General features: G+C 40.7%; 22 protein-coding genes. 8 read left to right on the top strand and 14 right to left on the bottom strand.

Features of this window, described 5'->3' with window-relative positions; all coding sequences use genetic code 11:
* Together G163CM_RS23070 and G163CM_RS23065 are read left to right on the top strand one after the other, a co-directional pair.
* Complete coding sequence (locus tag G163CM_RS23070) at window positions 1-1,188, top strand: relaxase/mobilization nuclease domain-containing protein (protein ID WP_231826415.1); 1,188 nt, start codon at window positions 1-3, stop codon at window positions 1,186-1,188.
* A 239-nt stretch (window positions 1,189-1,427) separates the two neighbouring features.
* Window positions 1,428-2,006 (top strand): DUF4755 domain-containing protein, encoded by a 579-nt coding sequence (locus G163CM_RS23065; protein ID WP_231826414.1) that lies wholly within the window; start codon window positions 1,428-1,430, stop codon window positions 2,004-2,006.
* Between the two features lie 51 nt (window positions 2,007-2,057).
* Here the strand turns inward: G163CM_RS23065 and G163CM_RS23060 are convergent, their stop codons facing one another.
* From G163CM_RS23060 to G163CM_RS23040, 5 genes are all read right to left on the bottom strand, one after another.
* On the bottom strand, window positions 2,058-2,477 hold the full coding sequence (locus tag G163CM_RS23060; RefSeq protein ID WP_231826413.1) for a hypothetical protein: 420 nt from the start codon (window positions 2,475-2,477) through the stop codon (window positions 2,058-2,060).
* A 91-nt stretch (window positions 2,478-2,568) separates the two neighbouring features.
* Window positions 2,569-2,970, bottom strand: a complete 402-nt coding sequence (locus tag G163CM_RS23055) for a hypothetical protein (RefSeq protein ID WP_231826412.1) — start codon at window positions 2,968-2,970, stop codon at window positions 2,569-2,571.
* 8 nt (window positions 2,971-2,978) lie between these two features.
* Window positions 2,979-4,796, bottom strand: a complete 1,818-nt coding sequence (locus G163CM_RS23050; RefSeq protein ID WP_231826411.1) for a DNA-binding protein — start codon at window positions 4,794-4,796, stop codon at window positions 2,979-2,981.
* Window positions 4,793-6,112, bottom strand: a complete 1,320-nt coding sequence (locus tag G163CM_RS23045; RefSeq protein ID WP_231826410.1) for a site-specific integrase — start codon at window positions 6,110-6,112, stop codon at window positions 4,793-4,795. Before G163CM_RS23045 ends, G163CM_RS23050 begins: the two co-directional genes overlap by 4 nt.
* Window positions 6,105-7,103 carry a tyrosine-type recombinase/integrase gene (locus tag G163CM_RS23040; RefSeq protein ID WP_231826409.1) on the bottom strand — a complete coding sequence of 333 codons (999 nt, stop codon included), beginning with the start codon at window positions 7,101-7,103 and terminating at the stop codon, window positions 6,105-6,107. The genes G163CM_RS23045 and G163CM_RS23040 overlap by 8 nt, the downstream gene beginning before the upstream one ends.
* Before the next feature lie 671 nt (window positions 7,104-7,774).
* Here G163CM_RS23040 and G163CM_RS23035 point away from each other — a divergent pair.
* Both G163CM_RS23035 and G163CM_RS23030 read left to right on the top strand, forming a co-directional pair.
* The gene (locus tag G163CM_RS23035; RefSeq protein ID WP_231826408.1) at window positions 7,775-8,347 is read left to right on the top strand and encodes a hypothetical protein; all 573 of its coding nucleotides are present in this window, start codon (window positions 7,775-7,777) and stop codon (window positions 8,345-8,347) included.
* Window positions 8,348-8,542: 195 nt separating this feature from the next.
* Window positions 8,543-8,758 (top strand): hypothetical protein, encoded by a 216-nt coding sequence (locus G163CM_RS23030; protein ID WP_129587464.1) that lies wholly within the window; start codon window positions 8,543-8,545, stop codon window positions 8,756-8,758.
* Window positions 8,759-8,816: 58 nt separating this feature from the next.
* On the opposite strand, the gene G163CM_RS23025 is transcribed toward G163CM_RS23030, so the two are convergent.
* The 6 genes from G163CM_RS23025 to G163CM_RS23000 form a co-directional block, all read right to left on the bottom strand.
* A complete protein-coding gene (locus G163CM_RS23025) occupies window positions 8,817-9,308 on the bottom strand; it encodes a hypothetical protein (RefSeq protein ID WP_231826407.1) in 492 nt (163 codons plus the stop codon).
* A gap of 113 nt (window positions 9,309-9,421) precedes the next feature.
* Window positions 9,422-9,922 carry a type II secretion system protein gene (locus G163CM_RS23020; protein ID WP_255689192.1) on the bottom strand — a complete coding sequence of 167 codons (501 nt, stop codon included), beginning with the start codon at window positions 9,920-9,922 and terminating at the stop codon, window positions 9,422-9,424.
* Between the two features lie 125 nt (window positions 9,923-10,047).
* Window positions 10,048-10,638, bottom strand: coding sequence for a hypothetical protein (locus G163CM_RS23015; protein WP_231826405.1), 591 nt, complete (start codon window positions 10,636-10,638; stop codon window positions 10,048-10,050).
* Window positions 10,639-11,388: 750 nt separating this feature from the next.
* The gene (locus G163CM_RS23010; RefSeq protein ID WP_231826404.1) at window positions 11,389-11,997 is read right to left on the bottom strand and encodes a hypothetical protein; all 609 of its coding nucleotides are present in this window, start codon (window positions 11,995-11,997) and stop codon (window positions 11,389-11,391) included.
* A 16-nt stretch (window positions 11,998-12,013) separates the two neighbouring features.
* Window positions 12,014-12,979, bottom strand: a complete 966-nt coding sequence (locus G163CM_RS23005; RefSeq protein WP_231826403.1) for an HNH endonuclease — start codon at window positions 12,977-12,979, stop codon at window positions 12,014-12,016.
* A 7-nt stretch (window positions 12,980-12,986) separates the two neighbouring features.
* Window positions 12,987-14,444, bottom strand: coding sequence for a tyrosine-type recombinase/integrase (locus tag G163CM_RS23000; protein WP_231826402.1), 1,458 nt, complete (start codon window positions 14,442-14,444; stop codon window positions 12,987-12,989).
* Between the two features lie 159 nt (window positions 14,445-14,603).
* Here G163CM_RS23000 and mutS point away from each other — a divergent pair, with 159 nt between their 5' ends.
* The 3 genes from mutS to pphB all read left to right on the top strand — a co-directional run bounded on the left by mutS (window position 14,604) and on the right by pphB (window position 18,818).
* Complete coding sequence (gene mutS, locus G163CM_RS22995) at window positions 14,604-17,171, top strand: DNA mismatch repair protein MutS (RefSeq protein WP_231826401.1); 2,568 nt, start codon at window positions 14,604-14,606, stop codon at window positions 17,169-17,171.
* A 104-nt stretch (window positions 17,172-17,275) separates the two neighbouring features.
* Window positions 17,276-18,139: a tetratricopeptide repeat protein gene (locus G163CM_RS22990; protein WP_231826400.1), complete on the top strand. Its 864-nt coding sequence runs from the start codon at window positions 17,276-17,278 to the stop codon at window positions 18,137-18,139.
* Window positions 18,140-18,161: 22 nt separating this feature from the next.
* On the top strand, window positions 18,162-18,818 hold the full coding sequence (pphB, locus tag G163CM_RS22985) for a protein-serine/threonine phosphatase (protein WP_231826399.1): 657 nt from the start codon (window positions 18,162-18,164) through the stop codon (window positions 18,816-18,818).
* 41 nt (window positions 18,819-18,859) lie between these two features.
* On the opposite strand, the gene G163CM_RS22980 is transcribed toward pphB, so the two are convergent.
* The 3 genes from G163CM_RS22980 to G163CM_RS22970 are packed head-to-tail and all read right to left on the bottom strand — an operon-like array spanning window position 18,860 to window position 21,127.
* Window positions 18,860-19,096, bottom strand: a complete 237-nt coding sequence (locus G163CM_RS22980) for a non-oxidative hydroxyarylic acid decarboxylases subunit D (protein WP_015963262.1) — start codon at window positions 19,094-19,096, stop codon at window positions 18,860-18,862.
* Window positions 19,097-19,106: 10 nt separating this feature from the next.
* Window positions 19,107-20,534 (bottom strand): non-oxidative hydroxyarylic acid decarboxylases subunit C, encoded by a 1,428-nt coding sequence (locus G163CM_RS22975; protein ID WP_231826398.1) that lies wholly within the window; start codon window positions 20,532-20,534, stop codon window positions 19,107-19,109.
* On the bottom strand, window positions 20,534-21,127 hold the full coding sequence (locus G163CM_RS22970; RefSeq protein ID WP_231826397.1) for a non-oxidative hydroxyarylic acid decarboxylases subunit B: 594 nt from the start codon (window positions 21,125-21,127) through the stop codon (window positions 20,534-20,536). Before G163CM_RS22970 ends, G163CM_RS22975 begins: the two co-directional genes overlap by 1 nt.
* Window positions 21,128-21,300: 173 nt before the next feature.
* On the opposite strand from G163CM_RS22970, the gene G163CM_RS22965 reads away from it, so the two are divergent.
* A complete protein-coding gene (locus tag G163CM_RS22965; protein WP_231826396.1) occupies window positions 21,301-21,705 on the top strand; it encodes a MarR family winged helix-turn-helix transcriptional regulator in 405 nt (134 codons plus the stop codon).
* Window positions 21,706-21,718 lie beyond the last annotated feature (13 nt).

Raw genomic sequence — 21,718 nt, 5'->3', positions numbered from 1 at the left:
ATGAAAGGAATGCAAAAAATCAAAAGAGGGAAAACCTTTAATGGCCTTATTTCTTATTTATTAAAACCTGCTTCGCACCACAAGTCAGATCCGTATGTAATCGGAGGGAATGTCATAGAAAGCTTCGCAGAAGCACTAAGTGCAGAGTTCAACGCTACGAAGCTCCTACGCTCCGATGTAAGTAAACCTGTTTGGCACAATTCTCTGCGTCTACCTGCTGGTGAGTGTCTACCTATACAACAATGGAAGCTGTTAGCTGACGACTATATGAAGCGTATGGGCTTCTCTGAAACGCATCTACGTGCATACGTGCTTCATGATGATAAAGATGGTCAACATATCCATATAGTAGCAAGTCGCATAGATGCAACATCCGGGAAGCTCTACTTAGGTAAAAATGAGAACCTTATCAGCACACGTATCATCCAGGAACTTGAAAAGGACTACCAGCTAACAAGAACTAAAGGAACTGATGCTGTGAAACCTTCTTCCTCACCTACCAAACGTAAAAAATCACGTAATGAAGCAATGTTAGAAGAAAGAACTGGCGAGAAATGTGCAAAGACAATCATACAAGAAGCTATAGATACACTCATAACCAGCAAGATTTCCGAAGAAAGGTTTGTGCAGCAGCTTGCAGCTCAGAAGATAAGAGCAATCCCCAACAGGGCTTCAACCGGAAAAATGAACGGTTTTTCATTTGAATACGCCAAAATTTCATTCAAAGCATCCCAATTAGGTAAAAAGTATTCATGGAAAAACTTAGAGCCGTTCATCATCATTGATCCCCTTGTCGTAGATGATAGAAAAGCTTCCATTGCCTTCAATGCAACCAACCCAGAAGAAATTATCAAGATAGTGAAAGCTGATGCCGTAAGTTTTTTTGGTGGTATAGATGCAGAAAACACCCTGCTTCCTTTATCTGTCTTGCCTGTAGCAGATGATATCTATCAAGAGAAAGTTAAAACCACAGGTAAAAGCTATGTGGACGTAGTGATGCGATGGATAGAAACCATCCCCTGGGTAGACAAAATAGTTAACACCATCAAAAAACTACGTAATCCATTGTTAAAGGCGTTTAAGCAGCCCCCCAAGATTTTTTCGGCTATCCCCCTTCCTATAGACACACCACCTCTTTCTGCTGTTGAAAAAGCTACAAAAACAAACGGTTTTAGGTCTAAAATTTAGCATTATTATTGCTGCAAACAGCTATATCATTGATTTTAGTATAATTAATCGATCGTCACAATCGATCGATAAATCACATATGATAGGAATAAACTATCAAGATGAAAGTATCGATCGGTACAAATGATTTGATAACTTTATCGCTTCGTCCAAAATGTACCTTGAACGAAATGTAGGCTAATAGATTGATTTTACTAGCCTATTTTCAATTTCTTTTTACATCGTACAGGAACAAACGTATGAAATACTTCATGATGAAGCGTGTATTACTGGCGATTGCACTCCCTGTTTTTGTTGCTTATTTTGGGGGTGCTAAGGTTATGTCAGTTTATTGGGTACCTCTGTTTTTCGTCAGTGCAATGCTTCTGGCTACAGCATATGGCAAATATGTTGTCAGAAAGAATAACTCTGCAACAGTCAATTATCTTAACGACAATAATGATGGGGTCTATCTTCATAAATTCAATGATTGTGAAATCCGGTTAGACACAAATAAACAAGAGGTCTTTCTTAAAAATAGCGAAGGAGCAAATACTTATTCTTTTGATGATATTAAAGAATGGAGCTACAACATCACACATGGTGGCGAAATTTCAGGTGGTGGTTTAAAGGGTATCAGTGAAAACGGCAAAACATTAGGTCAAAACATCGCTGATACAGGTCTCTTTATCCGTGTAAAAGACATTCGTAAACCAGAGTGGCATATTCGGTTCTATCCTCGTAATGATTCTTTTAATTCAAGCAAGGGCATTAATGATCTCAAAGAACAACTTAATCAATGGATGGAGATCTTTGATCAGAACTTGAATGCAGCATGAAATTAAGCATCTTATATTTAAAACAGAATCTATATAGGAACAGATTCTGTTTTAAGTGTTTTTATTATTGTTCGCCATATAGTTGAGATTTCTTTCTTTTAATGACCTTGCCAATACAGAACGATCATATTTTCTTTTTTCTGTTATAAAAACAGTTTCTGAATTAGCTTTGTTCTTCATGATGAAGTGAATGAGTAATCCACACATTCTTCTTATTTTATCAGCATCGATTACTCTTTTTTCAACATTATTAATAAAGCAGTAATAAGAGGTAAGCATAAAAGATAAAACAACATCTCTATTAGCTAACTCCATATTATCAATGTCATTTTTATACTTGATATAAAAACCTACACAGAAAAGGTAAGACTTTTCTAATATGTCTGACTCAGACAATCCAGACTCTTCGAGCTTTTTAATGAAGCGTTCAAAAAGTATTAGAAAACGCTCCATGCTATTTAATTTTTCCATAATATGCATCCTTGCAATTGTTAACGTCCGTATTTCTGTCTATACAATTAGCATAATATTCAATCATGTCAATAGTTAAAACCTATCAATATTATCTTTTAATGATGGGAAAGTTTTCTTCAATTTCGTGTTCTTTAATCCCTTTGAGATAACAAGAGTACTGTAGCTTAGCTATATTCTCTTGCAGTATATTGTTCAGGTTAGACAGTTCTGCAACTTTGATTTCTAATTTATCGATCTTTTCGTAGGCTTTTTTAATGCTGGATGGTTTGTCAACGAGATCAACTTTCTGCCTGATAGCCTTCTTTTTAGCCATGTATAAATTTACGATTTCTTTGTGTGTATATAAGGATTGCCTTGTTGGGGTTTTCCCGATCTTTCTTGATACTTTTTTGCATAAGTTGTCCCAAGTTAGCTTGTCGCTTTTCATGTTCCACTCGGTGATTGAATAAAGTATATAATCGATATCTCTTCTACTTAAATGCTTTGCCATACTCTCTCCTATTTTTTATTGAGTTTTTCTTTATATTTAAGATGTAGTTCTAACCATTGTTCTGCACCATACACTCCATCGTTCTTATCCTGTTCAGTTCTATATACCAGCTTGTCTACAAGATCGGTCAGCTCAGCGCTGCCGCTACCTGTTGTGTCATCTAAGCCAGAGAACTTGGAGCAGGGTTTTATGGAGTAGTGATGTTGGCAATAGCCCTGTTCTGTAGCAAGCACAGCTCCATGCACATCAGGATCAAGGTTCGAGTCAGAGATCCCACTATCAGTTCCTAAGAAAGGCTCAATGGAACTTTGCTTTTGTTCGCTTATGTCGATGGCATAACACTTCATGTGCTCTTCTGAAACATGGTTATAATCTCTATTGCTTGTAATCCTATTACGCCCAGACCATCTTGCGATATCAAAATCATTCATCCCGCCAAGATATGCGAACGTATTAAGTAAATGCCTTGCCTGATGGCTATATACAATCAATGGTTTGCCATCTCTATCAAAAAAACCATGTCTTTCAAATATATTTGGTCCTCCTATCTTTTTGTGTCCAATTTCCAACATGAGGCTATTAGCTGAATATTTGTGAATTTGCCACAGATTAGTTTGTGCATCTTCATTAAGTTGATAACCATTAACAATACATAGAGCATTGGAATATTTAATCCCTTTTTCCCTATCGTAATATGGGAAATCTGGTGGCGGCGAATTATGGATTGTTTGGAATAGAGTTTTCAGTGTATAGGAGTACTTTTTACCCAAGAATGTTTTTTTATCATTTAATAACAAAGATTCTATTTTGGCTTTATAACCATGTTTCCATTTTAAATTAACATCATAACCTAAAGCTTTATATACCTGAGCACTTGTTAGAGGTTGTTCTTCATCTACATCTGGACAAGTAGGCAGTCTAAAAACTGATGATTTGTTTTCATGCCATAACGCGATGGCTCTTGCGTTCGCTGATAGTCTCCTGAGTCTTGCCACTGCTTTTTGAGCTACGGGAACCATTATCGAAGGTATCCATTTAATATCTGCTCCATATCCTTTTGCTGAATAAAAGCGAAGCCCATAATGCTCTGCACCATCTTTATCTTGTTCAACGATTTCACAATCGGCCGGTAAAGCAAGGATCTCTGAAATTCTACTCGGAGCACACATCAAAAGAGCGAATACAGAACTTACATACTGATCCTTTTCACTTAGTTTCGAATCTTCTTTTGCAAAAATACTCGCTAATGCTTCAATGGCAGATAAATTTGATAATTTCCCATTTTCTCCAATTACCTCTGAAAGCGGTTTATAACTTTCGACCTGTTTTAATTTTAAAGGAGACACCCATCCTATAAAAAATTTTCTGACTAATTTCTTTTCAACCAAGAATATAGAAAACCTTTCTAATACTTTTGATAGTTTGTATACAGAGTATTCTGAAAAACTTTTTTTCATTATATTTAAAGCCAAATCAAAAACCATAGTATCACAATTGGTTATACATGCACTGCCCTTTAATTTGATTAGTGATTCTTCGATGCATTTTAAAACAACCATCTCTCGTTGAAATTTCTTCTTCCTTGTTAGACCTCTTTGATAAATAATGTAAGACTTCGCAAAGTCAACAAACTCCAAATTCATTGCATTACCATCTTCCCAATGTTTGGTTTTTAGTTTGGTGAATGTGCCCAACTTATACCAAATATTGTCATCCCATGTATGCATTCTCTTTTGATGGTTAAATTGCTGTTTACAAAATGATATGAATTGTTCTAAATTATTATCCTGCTCATCATTTGGTGGATTGAATATTAAGACAGTCATTTTACCCCCTTATTCCATGCTTTAAAATGTTGACAACCATCACAGTTTCTATTGTTTTTACTTTCTTTTTTTATGTCCATTGTGAGCACTTTCTGTAATAAATCTCCCTGGTATCCTCTTTTACCAAGAAATACATCTGATATATCTGTTAGATAACGTTCTACTGCTTTGTCTATAACATTGACGTTATCAGATAAGTTTTTAATATAATAACCTGCACTGGTATCAGACGAATGATCCATTGCGAAAGCAATTGTGCTCAAGTTTCCTCCACTTCTGGCTAATAACGTCCCGAATGTATAGCGAAACCTTACTGGATGAATTTTCAATAATTCCCCTGTCCTTGGAGAATATATTTTAAATTTCTTAGCAAAATCTTTTAACCAAAATCGAGCCTGACCTGTTCTGATATGTAAAAAATCACATTGTAGGTACTTAGAGAAATCTATTCCATTTGAAACTTTACATAATTGAGGGATTGAAAGAAATATAGGCAAATCGTCGAAAAACTTCTCATTTAAATCTTCAGCAATAATTTCTTTAACTTTATCTATATTGTGAACCATTACTTTCATTAAATGTTGCCAGATATCCTCTGTGATTTCTATTTCTCTGAACGTCCCCCTGAACACATTATTCTTTTGCTTAGCTCTCGGTATTCTTAAAAAGTATCCCCCTTCATTCTTTATAACATCTCGGTGTTTTAATGACATGATTTGAATAGGTCTTCTACCACTTAGTAGTAAAATCCTTGTGAAAATATAACAATATTCACTTACTGTGCCTCGATTTATACCCGTTTCAAGTCCATCTACAATCATTTTAATTTCCAGATCATTAAATGGACCTAATTTTGGGTCTCTTCTTTTAACGACATCTCCATGAACACTTGTAGGGATAGTTATTACTTTTAAATATTCATAAGCATTGTCATCTATTCCATAATAACCAAGTTCTTTCCATTTAATTATAAAGCTCTTAAACGTTATGAATTTTTCGTAATCTTTGCTCTGCAAGTCGCTATATGCAGTAATAAGTTCATGTTCACTGAACGTCCTAACATTATAACCAAACATAATAGCTTTTATTTTAACAACAAATGAACTTACTGACTCTGGTTTGTATACCTGTGCAAAATAAGAAAGAGTATGAATGAAACCTTCATGATAAATTTTTTCTAAAAAATCATTCAGAAATGATAAGTTAATTATTACTCCCCTTTTCAGATTCCAATTTTTTTCTCTGAGATCAAATTCATATCCAGCCATACTATATCTTATATTGAATTCTTCTTTAAGTATTGTCTGATTAATCATCGCCCATCACCTCAATTATTTTACACATCTTTTTTTGCATAGCTTTCTGGATTTGGCTACAGATCTCTTTAGTGAATCTTTGATTGTACACTTTCGATATGTTTGTATTCGGAACCCATCCCATAACATAAGATCGAATTAACTCTTCATTTATGTTCCCATTTTCTATCGTCGCATTCCTTAACTCTTTAGAAAATTCATAGTTCCAGGTATGCCTCAACTTATGTCCTGAAAAATTCTTTGGTAAGCTATCAATCTCTTTTATTCGCTCGAATAACTTCTCATACGCTGCCATTGTCAACGGTAATCCTCTATTCAGAGAGCTACCCTGTGTTATGAACAGAAAATCATGTTTGTGCTTCTTTATGTTCTTTTGTCGTTCACCTTGTATGTAAAAGTAGATCTTACTTTCAAGCCACTCTGACATGTAAATGTTTCTGTTCAAAGTTTTAACAAGCGGCTGCTTGATCCTGTTATCCGTAAGATCATCATGACGACGAATAATTTTGATCGTCCTGTTTTCAAGATCTATATCTCGCAAACGAATGTTCAAAAGCTCTCCTGCTCGCACACCCAACATGTACAGCATGATTACTATTAATTCATTCCTTGTGCGAACTGTCTTTGAAAACGGATTTTGATGAGAGGATGATTTTATTGCAGAAAAAAGTTGCCTCTTTTGGTGATCATCAAGAGATTTTGACTCTGAGGTATAATAGTCATCATCATAACAAAGTTTCGGTTTTTTGCTGTCCAGCGTTCTTATGAATACATTTTGTTTTTTTACTTCCACTTTCTTATCATATAAAAGATAGTTAGAAAGCCATGTGAAATACCTGCTAATCCAATTTATCCTGTTATACTTAGTTTTTACACTTACTGGTTGCCTTCTTCCATGTGTAATTTTTACAACTTTTTTTGTAGTATGGTTTAAACCTAAATAGTAGACCAATTCATCTATCTCTTGAATAGTCAGGAATTCTAATTCCATTATCCTTTCTATTATGTCTATATTCTTCAGATTTAAATAATCATTCAATAACAGTAAGGTCCTGATTACTGCTTCCATCGTCTTTACTGAGTGAGTTCGGTTTCTCACCTCTACTGTTATATACATGTTTTCGTAATATCTCGGTATGTTAGTCGCCCTATCAAATAACAAACAATACCTCTCACCGTTCTCAAACATGAAATTCTTTACATAAAAATTACCCACAATAACCCCCTTTTTTTACTTTTTATTCTCTAACTATGGTTGCAATTTAACTCTCCTTAATTTTGACTATCTTTTCCAATCATAAATAAATCATAAATATATGGAACAACTATCTTTTTTTGCAAATTTTTTACAATTTCATTTAATAGTAGAACTAAGCTCTGTTATGTTTACTGCCTTTTCCTTTTAATTACGAGAAAGTAGTATAAACAATACCTGTAATAACAAACGTAAAAAATATTGCAAATAATTCGAAATAAGCCCTGAAAATAATTGACAAAATTATTGTTTATAACATTACATGATAGAATGTATGCAGTACAAATTTATTTTCAGCAAAACCAAAAAAAATTAATATACCGTTATCAGTAGTTATCTCTCTGGAAATAAAAGCGTGATACAATGGTCTTCTGGTTTGCAAATGCATTGAATATGGAAGGTTCACCATGAATAGAGTATTGAAAACACTCGTTATTGGATTGCCACTTATAGGTGTTTTTTACGGAATATACTTTGGATATTTTCCTAATGCACCAGATATGCACCGGAAGGAAGATATAATAGGAACGTGGGCAACAAATGGTTCGTATTCATATAATGAACAGGGAATTATAGTAAGCACAAAGGTAAAAACATCTTATTTTTCAAACGGAAAATACAATGTTAGTGGCGAAATGTCTTATAGCTCCGATAAAATCAATAATACTAATTTGTTTGTATCTTATAGAGTAAATGGTGCTGGCGAGTGGCAAATCAATGATAAAGAGTTAGTTATCTCTCTCAACAATCTGAAATCAACCCCGAACAAAATTATTTATAATGGCGAAGAAGTCGATCTTCAGAACTTATCTCTTCTTGAAAAACTCACAAACAAAAATTTCCCTGCTGTAGAAGACATGCTGGCGAAAGGGGCAAGCCAATCGTATAGAATCATCATTGATAACCACAATTACAAAAAACTCGATGTGATAAATCCCTTTGGAAATAATTTCAACATGGAAATGTATAGAGAGAATTGATAGCTTTGATAAACACGGTCAGTGTTCTATTGACCGTGTTCGTTCCTCTCTGGCATCCTGCTTTATCGCTACCAGAACCCTACCCCTACGTTCCCATCGCTGATGACGACTTTACTTATTGCTGTTCCGAACGCCAGTATGTATGCTTCCTCTCTCTGTTGATAGTTTCTTACGACCATGTTATGGGTAAATAGTATGTCTCAATACAAGATAGAAAAAAGAACCAAGTACGCGACAGATGGAACAATCATCTCAACAGTATGGGATATCTATGATGAAGAAGGGCGAGTTATTGAAAGGGGACTTGATTCAGAAGAGATAGCACAAGGTATTGTTGAAATGCATAAAACAAGGAATGAATTAAAAAAAATAAAGACCAACATTATCCACAAAAATGATTCAAAACCATAGGTTATGGATTATATAGCAAGGATGCTATAGTTAATACCACACCCCATATAATGAAAGTTCATGCTGAATTTGACCTTTCTGATAATATTTGAGTGCTATCTTTATGATTTTTTTGCCATATTCCATATAATGGGATTGTATCCCCATTGTCTTTGACTAAATAACGATCGGCTTGATAAAGACCTGATATAGCGTGTGCTAATCTTCTGTGGTATTCATCAAAATCAGGATTATGATTATCAGTCAAGGCATCTAATATTGATAACGATATATTTTTCTTCTCCTGCATCGAAAAGAAAATATCATTGTCCTGATACATTTCATAAAGACATACAATAGCAAAAGCAAAATCATCAAGATTCAATCTTACAATGATATCACTGTATGTATTTAACTTGTTAGTGTTTATCTTATCTTCAACAAAAACCAGTGCTGATAATGCTGCTATATGTTTATACTCCAAATCAGAAAAACCTTTCTCAAAAAAACAATCCACTGACACCTCATTGTTAAATACTTTCTTCAGACTAAGGTAAACCGTATTAATCATCTCATCTATTCCTTTTAATTCAATTCTCTATTTTAATTTGACAATACTACAACTGCTTAACCAATTAACTATGTCTTCTTTTTTATATATGCATGACACTCATTAAAGTTATTTTAAAAACAGATCCATAATCCTTCTAAACTACCAGCCTGGCTTCTGAATTCTTCAACATAATAACCCATTGCTTTGTAGGCATTGGAGATCCTGTCGAGTGGGTAATCTTTTGATGAAATCCTTATACAATGATTCAATGCTGAATTTCCGTTATATCCACTGCCATAGTAGGTAATGTATGTCTTACCACCCAGGCTATTTTTGTAATAAATTGAATTACTCGCCTCTGGATAAAAAATCACTTTCGGTTTATTCATTAGGTTCATAAAAACAGATAAATGTTGACCAGCAGTTCTACCAGGTATGTTGTAGAATCCAGTGTAGATAGACTCCATTTCACTTCTTACCACACCAATATAAGCTAATTCTTCATTCAGTCTGTTGTTAGTATCAACTTTTTTATACATGATAAAAACAGAGATAGTTAAAACAGCACCAATTACAAGAACCAAAATTATTTCAGTCAACGTAAACCCTTTTAAACTTCGAAATATCTTCATAAAAATATACTCTCCCATAGTTTATAATGAAATATATAATATTTATCTAAACCTAAGTCAAATTAGTGGGTAATATATTATGGATTACATTTAGTTGATACTTTGTAATTACACCAATAGAATTCTTATTGACTTAAAAAAAACCATGATGGTCTATCTTTTGAAACCATTTTATTAAATTTTTTGCAATACCTTCCCAATATGAAACCTATATCATCTTTGAGGTCTTCTGGATTATTACTTTTGAGAAAATTTGTAGGTGCTGTCATTATAAATTCATTAGAACTACTTTTATTGATATAAACATACTCATTGCCTAAACTACTCCAGTCCCCTCTTTGTAGGGGTGCAATAACTCCATCAAAAGAAATGTTGCTTTCAATATATGTATTATTGATTTTTCCCAAAACGCTAATGACATATTCGTTTTTTATAATTAGTGGGAATTGTTGTTTTTTTGAACTAAGGCAATCAGTTATATCGCTACCCAAGTCTTCCGTGAGTGTATTGTTAGGTATAGGCAATAAGACCTTCTGGCAATTATTGTCGCAAGTAGCTTTGGCTAAAAATTCAGATTTATTCAGTCCTTTAAAGTCTTTGAATGGGTCAAAGAAATAAATAATGAATGTTAGGATTACCATCAATACAAATAACAATATCCCGAACGTAATCAAAACTCCTTTACCTGAATTTCCTCTTTTTGTTTTTTTGCTCATAACACCCCGTTGAAATATAAAGAACGCTATTAAATAGCACGCTATTTTTATATAAAAACAATATACGTTGAAATAATAAAAATCAAAAAAAATATTAAGTTATAAATAAAAAACAACATTCGCATGGTGAATGAATGCAATGCGATTAATACGTGAAATATATGAGATGTGATTGAACCTCATACATAAAAAAAGCCCCCCTAAGGGTGCTTTAAATGTTTAGCAATGATACTCTTCAAGTGAACCCAAAGAAGGTACCTTCATCCAAATGGTTGGATGATGAGAAGAGGAGATGAGCATGAAAAACTCTCCCAACAGAAAAGTAAAAGCGCTAATTTTAGTGCTTTTATTTTTCTGTTGGTGATGATGCTGGGAACGGCATATTAACCAACAGTATAGAGACACCACGACCACGTAGTGGCTCTTATTTTATGTATATATCACAAATATAAGCTCAGTCAAATTTTTTGTAATCACTCTTGGTTATCTGACAATTAAAAAAGCATCCCGAAGGATGCTTTTCAGTGTTTCAATAACACATTTACTTAATGTAGAGAGTAAAAGAGAATTAAAACTTTCCATAAAAGTAAAAGTGCTTAATGTTAACTCCCAACATGGTTATCTCAGGGGATATTTGAGAACCATATATAACCCTATATACAATAGGGAATTAAAGTCAACAGAAATATGCAGTTAAAATTGTAAATTCCACATTTATTTTTATGGAAAAAGCCTAATACTTTCATTACTCTACATGTCTATTGAGTTAAGGTAAGCATTCAATAAATGTTTCTCTTGTGCTACATTTGAACTTTTGATGATATGCTTTAAAACTTCATTCAATAAATTATTCCACTTTAATCTTTCATAGACAGAAACCCAATTCATAAAAAGAGCTTCTTCAACAGAGAACCATACAACGGTTGCATTCTTTTTTAATAACAGTGCTTTGAAATCTGCATCTGGTGTTGTTAAGGCATGTGATAATATTTTGTTATGTGAGTCATTTACATTATGAAGTAGCCAGAATGGTTGTGGTTCAGTGAAATCCCCTAACGATGCAAACGTTAAACCTCGAACCTGAGCAGCATGAATTGTATCCTTTACCTTATGGGTCTCTCTCCAATTACGAAGATCACCTAACAGGTAGTTTATTCTTTGATTTCTCGCTTTACTATCTTCTGATTGGTATTGGATGTATTGTGGACCACCACCTTTCTGTCTATATCGCGCTAATGATTTAACGCTAATGCCAAGATAAAGAGCGGCTAAATCAACGCTTAGCGTAGCGTCATCTGGTATCTCGCTAAATAGTTTCCAAACTTCGGAAAGATCCCGTAATGTTTCTACTACATTCATTTTTTATCCCCTTAAATTATTTATCCCGTTCTTTGAGATCGTTAGGGTCAACTGGAATAATATCTTCGGCTTTGAACGTCATAGGGAGTTTTTCATTAACGACCATCTCCCCACTTGTTAGATCCAATGTTTCTTGTTGTGGATCTCCATGCATCCATTTTTCATCAAATGGTGTGGGAAATGGTATGAAGCTTATTTTTACATTTTTGGCGACTGCATCGAATGCTGAAGGTATCATAACTTGCATTATGACATTACCAAGACCTATAACAAGGACGCAGGAAGGATAACCTTTTATTTTTCCATTTTTTTTGTGCATTAGTTGAACGACTAAGGGTTTATTAGGTTTTTCCCCCGGTATAAATTTATATAGTAAAATTGCAGGCTTAAATAATATATTGTTATGATTACTATCCATTATCCATTCAATGGTTTTAGTAAACATAGGAAGTAAAGATTCTGGCATTAGGGAAATGCCTATTTTAACAAGAGCTTTGTATACCGCAATTGGTATGTAAGGTTCTCTTTCGAAGGTGTATTTTAATTTTTTCTTGTCATGATCTATTTCAACTTTCTCAAATCCAATTGTATCTGTTATTTCAGATATCCCACTTCCACTACTAAATGAGAATCTTGATTTCTGATCCTTTGATTTATAGGCAGGAACTTTTTTCCTTCCTTTTATTTTGGCAACCAAACGGAATGGTTTAGTGTATTTATCAAGATGATCTTCTATTCCCTCAGAGAAAGCTTTATTGCATTCATCGCATTCATCTTTGGAAATGTAAACATAATTGCCTAAAAAAAGTGGTATTGCATGGGATTTGTTCTTGAAGGTAGTTTCAGTGTGTGATTTTCCACAATATCGGCATTTATCATCCATGCCAATACAAACTTCCTTTTCTCCTTTTGAAATGAATGCTTGAAATAATGAAATATAATTTTCATTGTAAAAATCAAGCCTCTCTTGAGTGGTTTTCATAACGAAATCAGTCCTTGTTCTCTGGTAATGGTGGATATTTTGCTGACGCTAAAAGCGCATTGTATAGCTTAGGTGCAGTCATCAGCATGTGTAGTTCGATACGTTGCAGAGCTTCACGAACACGTTCTTGATCCGGTTCAACATAACGTTCTGTTGGATCAGTCGTATTACGATGGTTAAGCAGTTTCTTGACTACTGCATACGATGTAAGCTCTTCTGCAACTCGGCCAAATGTTCTGCGAAGATCATGCATCCCAAGTTTGATAATTCCAGCATCCTCACACAAGTATTGACGTAAACTTTTACTGTCCGAATAATGACCTACCTTACTCCTTGACGAACGTGCAGGGAACACCCATTTGTGTTTCTCTGGACTTGCTTCATCAAACACGATATCTCGTCTGTCTTCGAGAATACGTTTCATCCCATCAGTGATGGGTAGCTCATGATCGTTTCTGTTCTTCGTGTCGTAAAACCGGACTTTCAGGTTTTTTAGATCTACGTAGTTCGCTGTTCTTGCTTCTTCATCGGTAAGAGATTCTCTCCAGCATAATGGTGCTGTTTCTTCTTTTCTCGCACCTAAAAGGATCGTCAGGAGCAAATAGTCGCAACCTAAGCGATTAAAGCTTCTCTTGTTATGTAATGCTGTTAAAAATCGCCCAAGAGTATCTTTTGGAGAAAGCGGATTTCTAACACCTTTTGCACGATAGCTATCTTCCAGTTCAGAACGAGTCCTGAACTTTTTTTGCACTTTTAGGATGTTAAAAGGATTGTAAGACAGCGTAGGTTGCCTTTGTTGGGTTTGAGCATTCCCAGCTTCGATTTCGATTGCATGTTTCACTGCCACATTTATCCAACGAAACGTCTGTTCTGCTGCTGTTCTGGCCCTAGATGCTATCTCATCGAACTTCTGAAGAATTTCATTACCAGTGAGATCCTTTACTCGTAAAGCTTCCCACTCTTTCAGGCGATTTTCTGCTTTGTTCAGCACACTAAGTGTGTTGGGTTTGGCTGGTTTTGGTCTTCCTAACAGATGTTGGCGGTATTGGGCGAACACTTCGCTGATAGTGAGTTCAGAAGCCTCTGTTTCTCGCTTGATTCTATTGGGATTCCTCTTTGTTGCGATCATGGTCTGAACCAACTGTCGGGCTACTTCACGAGCTTGATCGATATTCGGAAAATCAGAAACATTGCCAACTTTTACTTTGAGCACAGAACTAGGTTTCTTACCTTCACTCACACTACGATCACCGGAAGACACTCTTCTCTGGATTACATACGTTTTTTTCGTCAAACTTACCTTCACACCAAAACCTACTGGCGAATCACGGTGATCATCAAAAACGATGTATGGCTTCTGTTGTGGGTTAGATTCGAAAACAACTTTTCCTCTATCGTTAAGAGCAGGCTTCGCACTGATGCTTAACTTATTGATAATAAAAGACTGATTGAGAGTTGTTTTCAAAATATCACCACTATTTGTAGCCCAAGAATGATTAGAAGGTAACCTATCACATTCTAGGCTACAAATGAGCTACAAATTTATGGGTTTATGTGAGTCTAAAGGGGTTTCACTTGGGGCCACATAAGTACCCAGAAGACTTTAAAAACGAGTAAAATCAATATGAATGATGATCTTGATAAGGACTTCTCTAGCCACACGCCGATGATGCAGCAGTATCTCAAGCTGAAAGCTCAGCATCCTGAGATCCTGCTGTTCTACCGCATGGGCGACTTCTACGAACTGTTCTACGATGACGCGAAACGCGCATCGCAGCTGCTGGATATTTCACTGACCAAACGCGGCGCATCCGCAGGCGAGCCCATCCCGATGGCGGGCATTCCGCATCATGCGGTGGAAAACTATCTCGCTAAGCTGGTGAATCAGGGCGAATCGGTCGCTATTTGCGAACAGATTGGCGACCCGGCGACCAGTAAAGGCCCGGTGGAACGCAAGGTTGTGCGTATCGTCACGCCGGGCACCATTAGCGATGAAGCGCTGTTGCAGGAGCGTCAGGACAACCTGCTGGCGGCAATCTGGCAGGACAGCAAAGGCTACGGCTACGCGACGCTGGATATCAGCTCCGGGCGTTTTCGCCTGAGCGAACCGGCTGACCGGGAAACGATGGCGGCAGAGCTGCAACGCACTAACCCTGCGGAATTGCTGTATGCAGAAGATTTCGCCGAGATGGCGCTGATTGAAGGGCGTCGTGGCCTGCGTCGTCGCCCGCTGTGGGAGTTTGAAATCGACACCGCGCGTCAGCAGCTCAACCTGCAATTTGGTACCCGCGATCTTATCGGTTTCGGCGTGGAAAACGCGCCGCGCGGCCTGTGCGCCGCCGGATGCCTGTTACAGTACGTAAAAGATACCCAACGCACCTCGCTGCCGCACATTCGTTCTATCACCATGGAGCGTCAGCAGGACAGTATCATTATGGATGCGGCCACCCGGCGTAATCTGGAGATCACCCAGAATCTGGGCGGTGGTGTCGAGAACACGCTGGCGTCGGTACTGGATTGCACCGTAACGCCAATGGGCAGCCGTATGCTCAAACGCTGGCTGCATATGCCGGTGCGCGATACCAAAACCCTGACAGAACGCCAGCAAACTATTGGCGCACTGCAAGACGCGACGGGCGAACTGCAACCGGTGCTGCGTCAGGTGGGCGATCTCGAACGTATTCTTGCGCGCCTGGCGCTGCGTACCGCTCGCCCGCGCGACCTGGCGCGTATGCGCCATGCCTTCCAGCAATTGCCGGAACTGCGCGCACAGCTGGAGAGTGTCGATAGCGCCCCGGTGCAGATGCTGCGCGAAAAAATGGGTGAGTTTACGGAACTGCGTGAACTGCTCGAACGCGCGATTATCGATGCGCCGCCGGTGCTGGTTCGCGACGGCGGCGTCATCGCGCCGGGTTACAACGAAGAGCTGGATGAGTGGCGCGCGTTGGCCGATGGCGCAACCGACTACCTCGATCGTCTGGAAATTCGTGAACGCGAGCGTACTGGCCTGGATACATTGAAAGTGGGCTTTAATGCCGTCCACGGTTATTACATTCAGATCAGCCGTGGGCAAAGCCACCTGGCACCTATCAACTATGTTCGCCGCCAGACGCTGAAAAATGCCGAACGCTATATCATTCCTGAGCTGAAAGAGTACGAGGACAAAGTTCTCACTTCCAAAGGCAAAGCGCTGGCGCTGGAAAAACAGCTTTATGACGAACTGTTCGACCTGCTGCTGCCGCATCTGGCTGACCTGCAACAGAGCGCCAGCGCCCTTGCGGAGCTGGACGTGCTGGTAAACCTTGCCGAACGCGCCTATACACTGAACTACACCTGCCCGACCTTTATCGACAAACCGGGCATTCGCATCACCGAAGGCCGTCACCCGGTGGTTGAACAGGTGCTGAACGAGCCGTTTATCGCCAACCCGCTGAACCTGTCACCACAGCGTCGTATGTTAATCATCACCGGCCCGAATATGGGCGGTAAGAGTACCTACATGCGTCAGACCGCGTTGATTGCCCTGCTGGCTTACATCGGCAGTTACGTGCCTGCGCAAAGCGTGGAGATTGGCCCGATTGACCGCATCTTTACCCGCGTCGGCGCGGCGGATGACCTTGCCTCTGGCCGCTCAACCTTTATGGTGGAGATGACCGAAACGGCTAATATTCTGCATAACGCCACCGAAAACAGCCTGGTGCTCATGGATGAAATTGGGCGCGGTACATCAACCTACGACGGTCTGTCACTGGCATGGGCGTGTGCGGAAAATCTGGCGAATAAAATCAAAGCATTAACGCTGTTTGCCACCCACTACTTCGAGCTGACTCAACTGCCGGAGAAAATGGAAGGCGTCGCCAACGTGCATCTTGATGCGCTGGAGCACGGCGACACTATCGCCTTTATGCACAGCGTGCAGGATGGCGCGGCGAGTAAAAGCTACGGCCTGGCGGTTGCGGCCCTTGCGGGTGTGCCAAAAGAGGTGATCAAGCGTGCGCGGCAGAAACTGCGCGAGCTGGAGAGCATTTCGCCGAATGCCGCCGCGACGCAGGTCGATGGCACGCAGATGTCGCTGCTGTCAACGCCGGAAGAAACCTCGCCCGCGGTGGAAGCGCTGGAAAATCTCGACCCGGATTCACTCACCCCGCGTCAGGCGCTGGAGTGGATTTATCGGTTGAAGAGTCTGGTATAATATTAATGAGCCCCGATTAAATTTCGGGGCTCATATATCTCTTATCCGATAGATAAAAAAGGAGTAAAATAAACACTATTAAGAACAAAACATTCAAGAAAAAAATGAGAATAACGATTGCATCAATAATTTTAATAATTAGCGCCACTGCAATAGGCGCCGAAGATACCCCTTCACATTTTGATATTCCCGAGCAAGTATTAAATAATATGACGAAGGAATCACGAACTAAACTACAGGATATCATTACCAAGGCTCAACATGGCGATAAAGTCTCACAAACAGTGATGGGAATCATATATCTGAATGGTCTAACTGAAAGCCCTTCAGTGAAGGATATAAACAAAGCATTTTATTGGTTCAACCTTGCAGCAAAGCAAGATTATGATGAAGCTGAATTTTACTTAGGACAGCTTTATCATTACGGATATGATAATACAACGCCCAACTATCGCACTGCGATATACTGGTACGAGAAAGCGGCAGAAAAAGGGAATGAACAAGCTCAAATAAACTGTGCAAATATTTATCAGTTCGGCCCACAGGAATTCAAAAATATTAACAAAGCCAAGTTTTGGCTCCAGAGAGCAGTACAGAAGGACAATCCTATTGCGCATGCTAATTTAGGTATTATCGGAGTGCAAGAGAATAACTATGATGAAGCAATCCCTCATTTAAAAATAGCAGCAGAAAAGGGACAGCGACTTGGCCAGTATAATTATGGGACACTTTTCTTTAATGGTCATGGCGTTCCCAAAGATATACAACAGGCTAAATATTGGTTTGAGAAAGCTGCCACTCAAAACTTACCTATCGCACAAATTACTTTAGGACAAATTTATGCCTGGGGGCTTGATGGAAATGGCATAAATAAAGAAGAAGCGTTACTCTGGTTAAATAAAGCCAAAAATCAAGGTTCACTTACTGACAAACAGATTAAAGCCATTATTTCAAAAAAAACAGATTAACTTACCACAAAGGCGCATATTAATGCCATTCGTTCGCTATCAAAAAATCGACACTCATAATTATCACCATATCTGGGCCGTTGGTGATATTCATGGTGACTATCAATTATTACAATCCCGCTTACATCAACTCTCTTTTTGCCCTGAAACAGACTTACTTATTTCTGTCGGCGATAACATTGATCGTGGGCCGGAGAGTCTTAACGTGCTACGCCTGTTAAACCAGCCCTGGTTTACATCGGTTAAAGGCAACCACGAAGCGATGGCACTGGATGCGTTCGCGACCGGCGATGGCAATATTTGGCTTGCCAGCGGCGGTAACTGGTTCTTCGAGTTAAATGGTTTGCAACAACAAGAGGCAATAGATCTGTTGCTGAAATTTCAGCACCTCCCGCATATTATTGAAATAACCAATGACATTATAACATATGTCATCGTACATGCGGATTATCCGGGTAATGAATATCAGTTTGGCAAGGAAGTAGCGGAAAGAGAGGTACTCTGGCCTGTTGATCGCGTGCAGAAATCACTCAAAGGCGAGTTAAAAGAAATAAACGGTGCCGACTGTTTTATCTTCGGGCATATGATGTTTACAAATATCCAGACATTTGCCAATCAGGTTTATATTGATACCGGCTCTCCGGAGAGTGGACGGTTATCGTTTTATAAAATTAAATGAAGCAGCCGGGTAAAGCAATGCCTCTACCCGGCACGTTTTTATTAACGCTTATCTTCCGCCAGCAGCGGCGGAATGCTCGGCACCATTGGCGCATCATCAATATCTTTCTGCGTCATGCGGAACGCTTCCGGGTAATGTTCGCGGCTGGTACGGCGTAGCGGTTCGGTATCGCGCCAGGTATAAAGGCAATGCTGGCACTGGTAGACCGTCCAGACATCTTTCACCGGCGATTTCGCCATCACTTCAATCTGTTCATCGGCACAACGTGGACAAATCATCTTGTTCTCCTTATTTACGTGCGGCCAGCATAGCGGTCAGTTTTTCAGCCCAGGCTTTGGTTTCCGGTAAGTCCACCACCGGCTGGCTGTAGTGACCACGGTTGTCCGGGGCGACAGGCGTGGTGGCGTCGATAATCAGCTTGTCGGTGATCCCCGCCGGGCTTGAACCAGGGTCGAGTTCCAGCACGGACATATTCGGCAACTGCACCAGGTCGCCCGCCGGGTTCACTTTCGAGGAGAGCGCCCACATCACCTGCGGCAGGTTGAACGGGTCAACGTCTTCATCGACCATAATCACCATCTTCACGTAGCCCAGACCGTGCGGCGTGGTCATCGCACGCAGGCCCACTGCGCGGGCAAAGCCGCCGTAGCGTTTTTTGGTGGAGATAATCGCCAGCAGGCCGTGGGTGTACATGGCGTTTACCGCCTGCACTTCCGGGAACTCGGCTTTCAGTTGCTGATACAGCGGCACGCAGGTGGCAGGCCCCATCAGATAGTCGATTTCGGTCCACGGCATGCCGAGGTACAGCGATTCGAAAATCGGTTTGCTGCGGTAAGAGACTTTATCGATGCGCACCACGGTCATGTTGCGCCCACCGGAGTAGTGCCCGGTAAACTCACCGAACGGCCCTTCGATTTCGCGTTTACGGCTTTCGATAACCCCTTCGAGGATCACTTCAGAACCCCACGGCACGTCAAAACCGGTCAATGGCGCGGTAGCGATCGGGTACGGGCTTTCGCGCAGTGCGCCCGCCATTTCGTACTCAGACTGATCGTATTTCAGTGGGGTGGCGCCCATCAGGGTGATGATCGGATCGTTACCGAGGGTGATCGCAATCGGCAGATCTTCACCGCGCTCTTCCGCTTTATGCAGATGCAGGGCGATATCGTGCATCGGCACCGGTTGCAGGCCGAGCTTACGTTTGCCCTTCACTTCCATACGGTAGATGCCGACGTTCTGCTTACCGAAGTTATCCGGGTCGAGCGGGTCGCGGGAAACCACGCAGGCTTTGTCGAGATAGAAACCGCCATCACCGTCGTTTAAACGAAACAGCGGCAGGATATCGAACAGATTGATCTCGTCACCATCGACGGTGTTCTGCGCCCAGGCTGGATTGGCACGGCGCTCCGGGGCGATTGGGAAGTTATCCCAGCGGCGGATAAACTCATCAATCTGCTTTTTGACCGGCGTGTTTGGCGGCAGGCCGAGGGAAATCGCGTGGTTCTGCCAGGAACCGATGGTATTCATCGCCACGCGCGCATCGCTAAAACCGCGAATATTATCAAACCACAGCGCGGGCGCGCCGTCGCCGATACGCCCGGTGGCGTTGGCAGCGGCAGCCAGATCCGGCTCAGCGTTCACCTCTTCGCTGATTTTCAGCAATTGCCCCTGGTCGTCGAGCGCCTGTAAAAAGCTGCGTAAATCATCAAAAGCCATTATGCATTCTCCTGTGAAAATGAGTGTGCCGACGGAAGCCCCTTCCAGCGGCGGGCCTTGTCATACTTCAGGCCGAATTGGTCCAGCACGCGGGTGACGATGTGATCGACGATGTCGCCCACCGTTTCCGGGTGGTTATAGAAAGCAGGCATGGGCGGCACCATCGCCACGCCCATGCGAGAAAGCGCCAGCATATTTTCCAGGTGAATGGTGCTAAGCGGCATTTCACGCGGCACCAGTACCAGCTTGCGCCCCTCTTTGAGCACCACGTCCGCCGCGCGTCCTACCAGGCCATCGGCGTACCCGGCGCGAATCCCCGCCAGCGTTTTCATGCTGCAAGGAATCACAATCATGCCGTCGGTCTGGAATGAGCCTGATGAGATAGTCGCTGCCTGGTCCGCCGGGCTGTGGCTGAAATCCGCTAACGCGGCAACATCACGCGCACTGTACGGCGTTTCCAGTTCGATGGTGGTTTTGGCCCACTTCGACATCACCAGATGCGTTTCAACCTCCGGCATATCACGCAGCGCCTGGAGCAGCGCGACGCCAAGCGGTGCGCCCGTTGCGCCTGTCATACCCACTATCAGTCTCATTCTTCACCTCAATCACTTTGTTCGTATACGAACGTTTTCATATAAATTACGTCAGAATGACCGTGCACACAATATTGTTCGTATACGATCGCACTCAGAGCTAAAAAATGAAGGATTAAAAAAGCGGCGCGTAGCGGCTATCATGAGAGAAAGATTTTTACGATGGGGTTTTCATGGAGTTAAGAAACGAAGCATTTCACCTGCTGCGCCAGCTCTTTCAGCAACACACCGCGCGCTGGCAGCAAGAATTGCCGGAGCTGACCAAGCCCCAGTACGCCGTAATGCGCTCTATCGCTGAACATCCGGGCATTGAGCAGGTAGAACTGACGGAAGTGGCTGTGAGCACTAAAGCCACGCTTGCCGAGATGCTGAGCCGTATGGAAAGCCGTAATCTGGTGCGCCGCGAGCACGATCCGGCCGATAAACGCCGCCGCTTTGTTTTTCTCACCGAGGAAGGCGAAGCGTTATTGAACGCCAAAAAACCCGTTGGTAACGGCGTCGATCAGGCATTTTTAGCGCGATTGAGTGAGGAAGAGCGCGAACAGTTTACGCGGCTGGTGAGAAAGATGATGGGGTGACTGGCATCCCTCG

Source organism: Pseudocitrobacter corydidari, from assembly GCF_021172065.1.
Taxonomy (GTDB): domain Bacteria; phylum Pseudomonadota; class Gammaproteobacteria; order Enterobacterales; family Enterobacteriaceae; genus Pseudocitrobacter; species Pseudocitrobacter corydidari.
The sequence above is the reverse complement of the archived record's forward strand: the minus strand, read 5'-3'. Positions and strand labels throughout refer to the sequence as shown.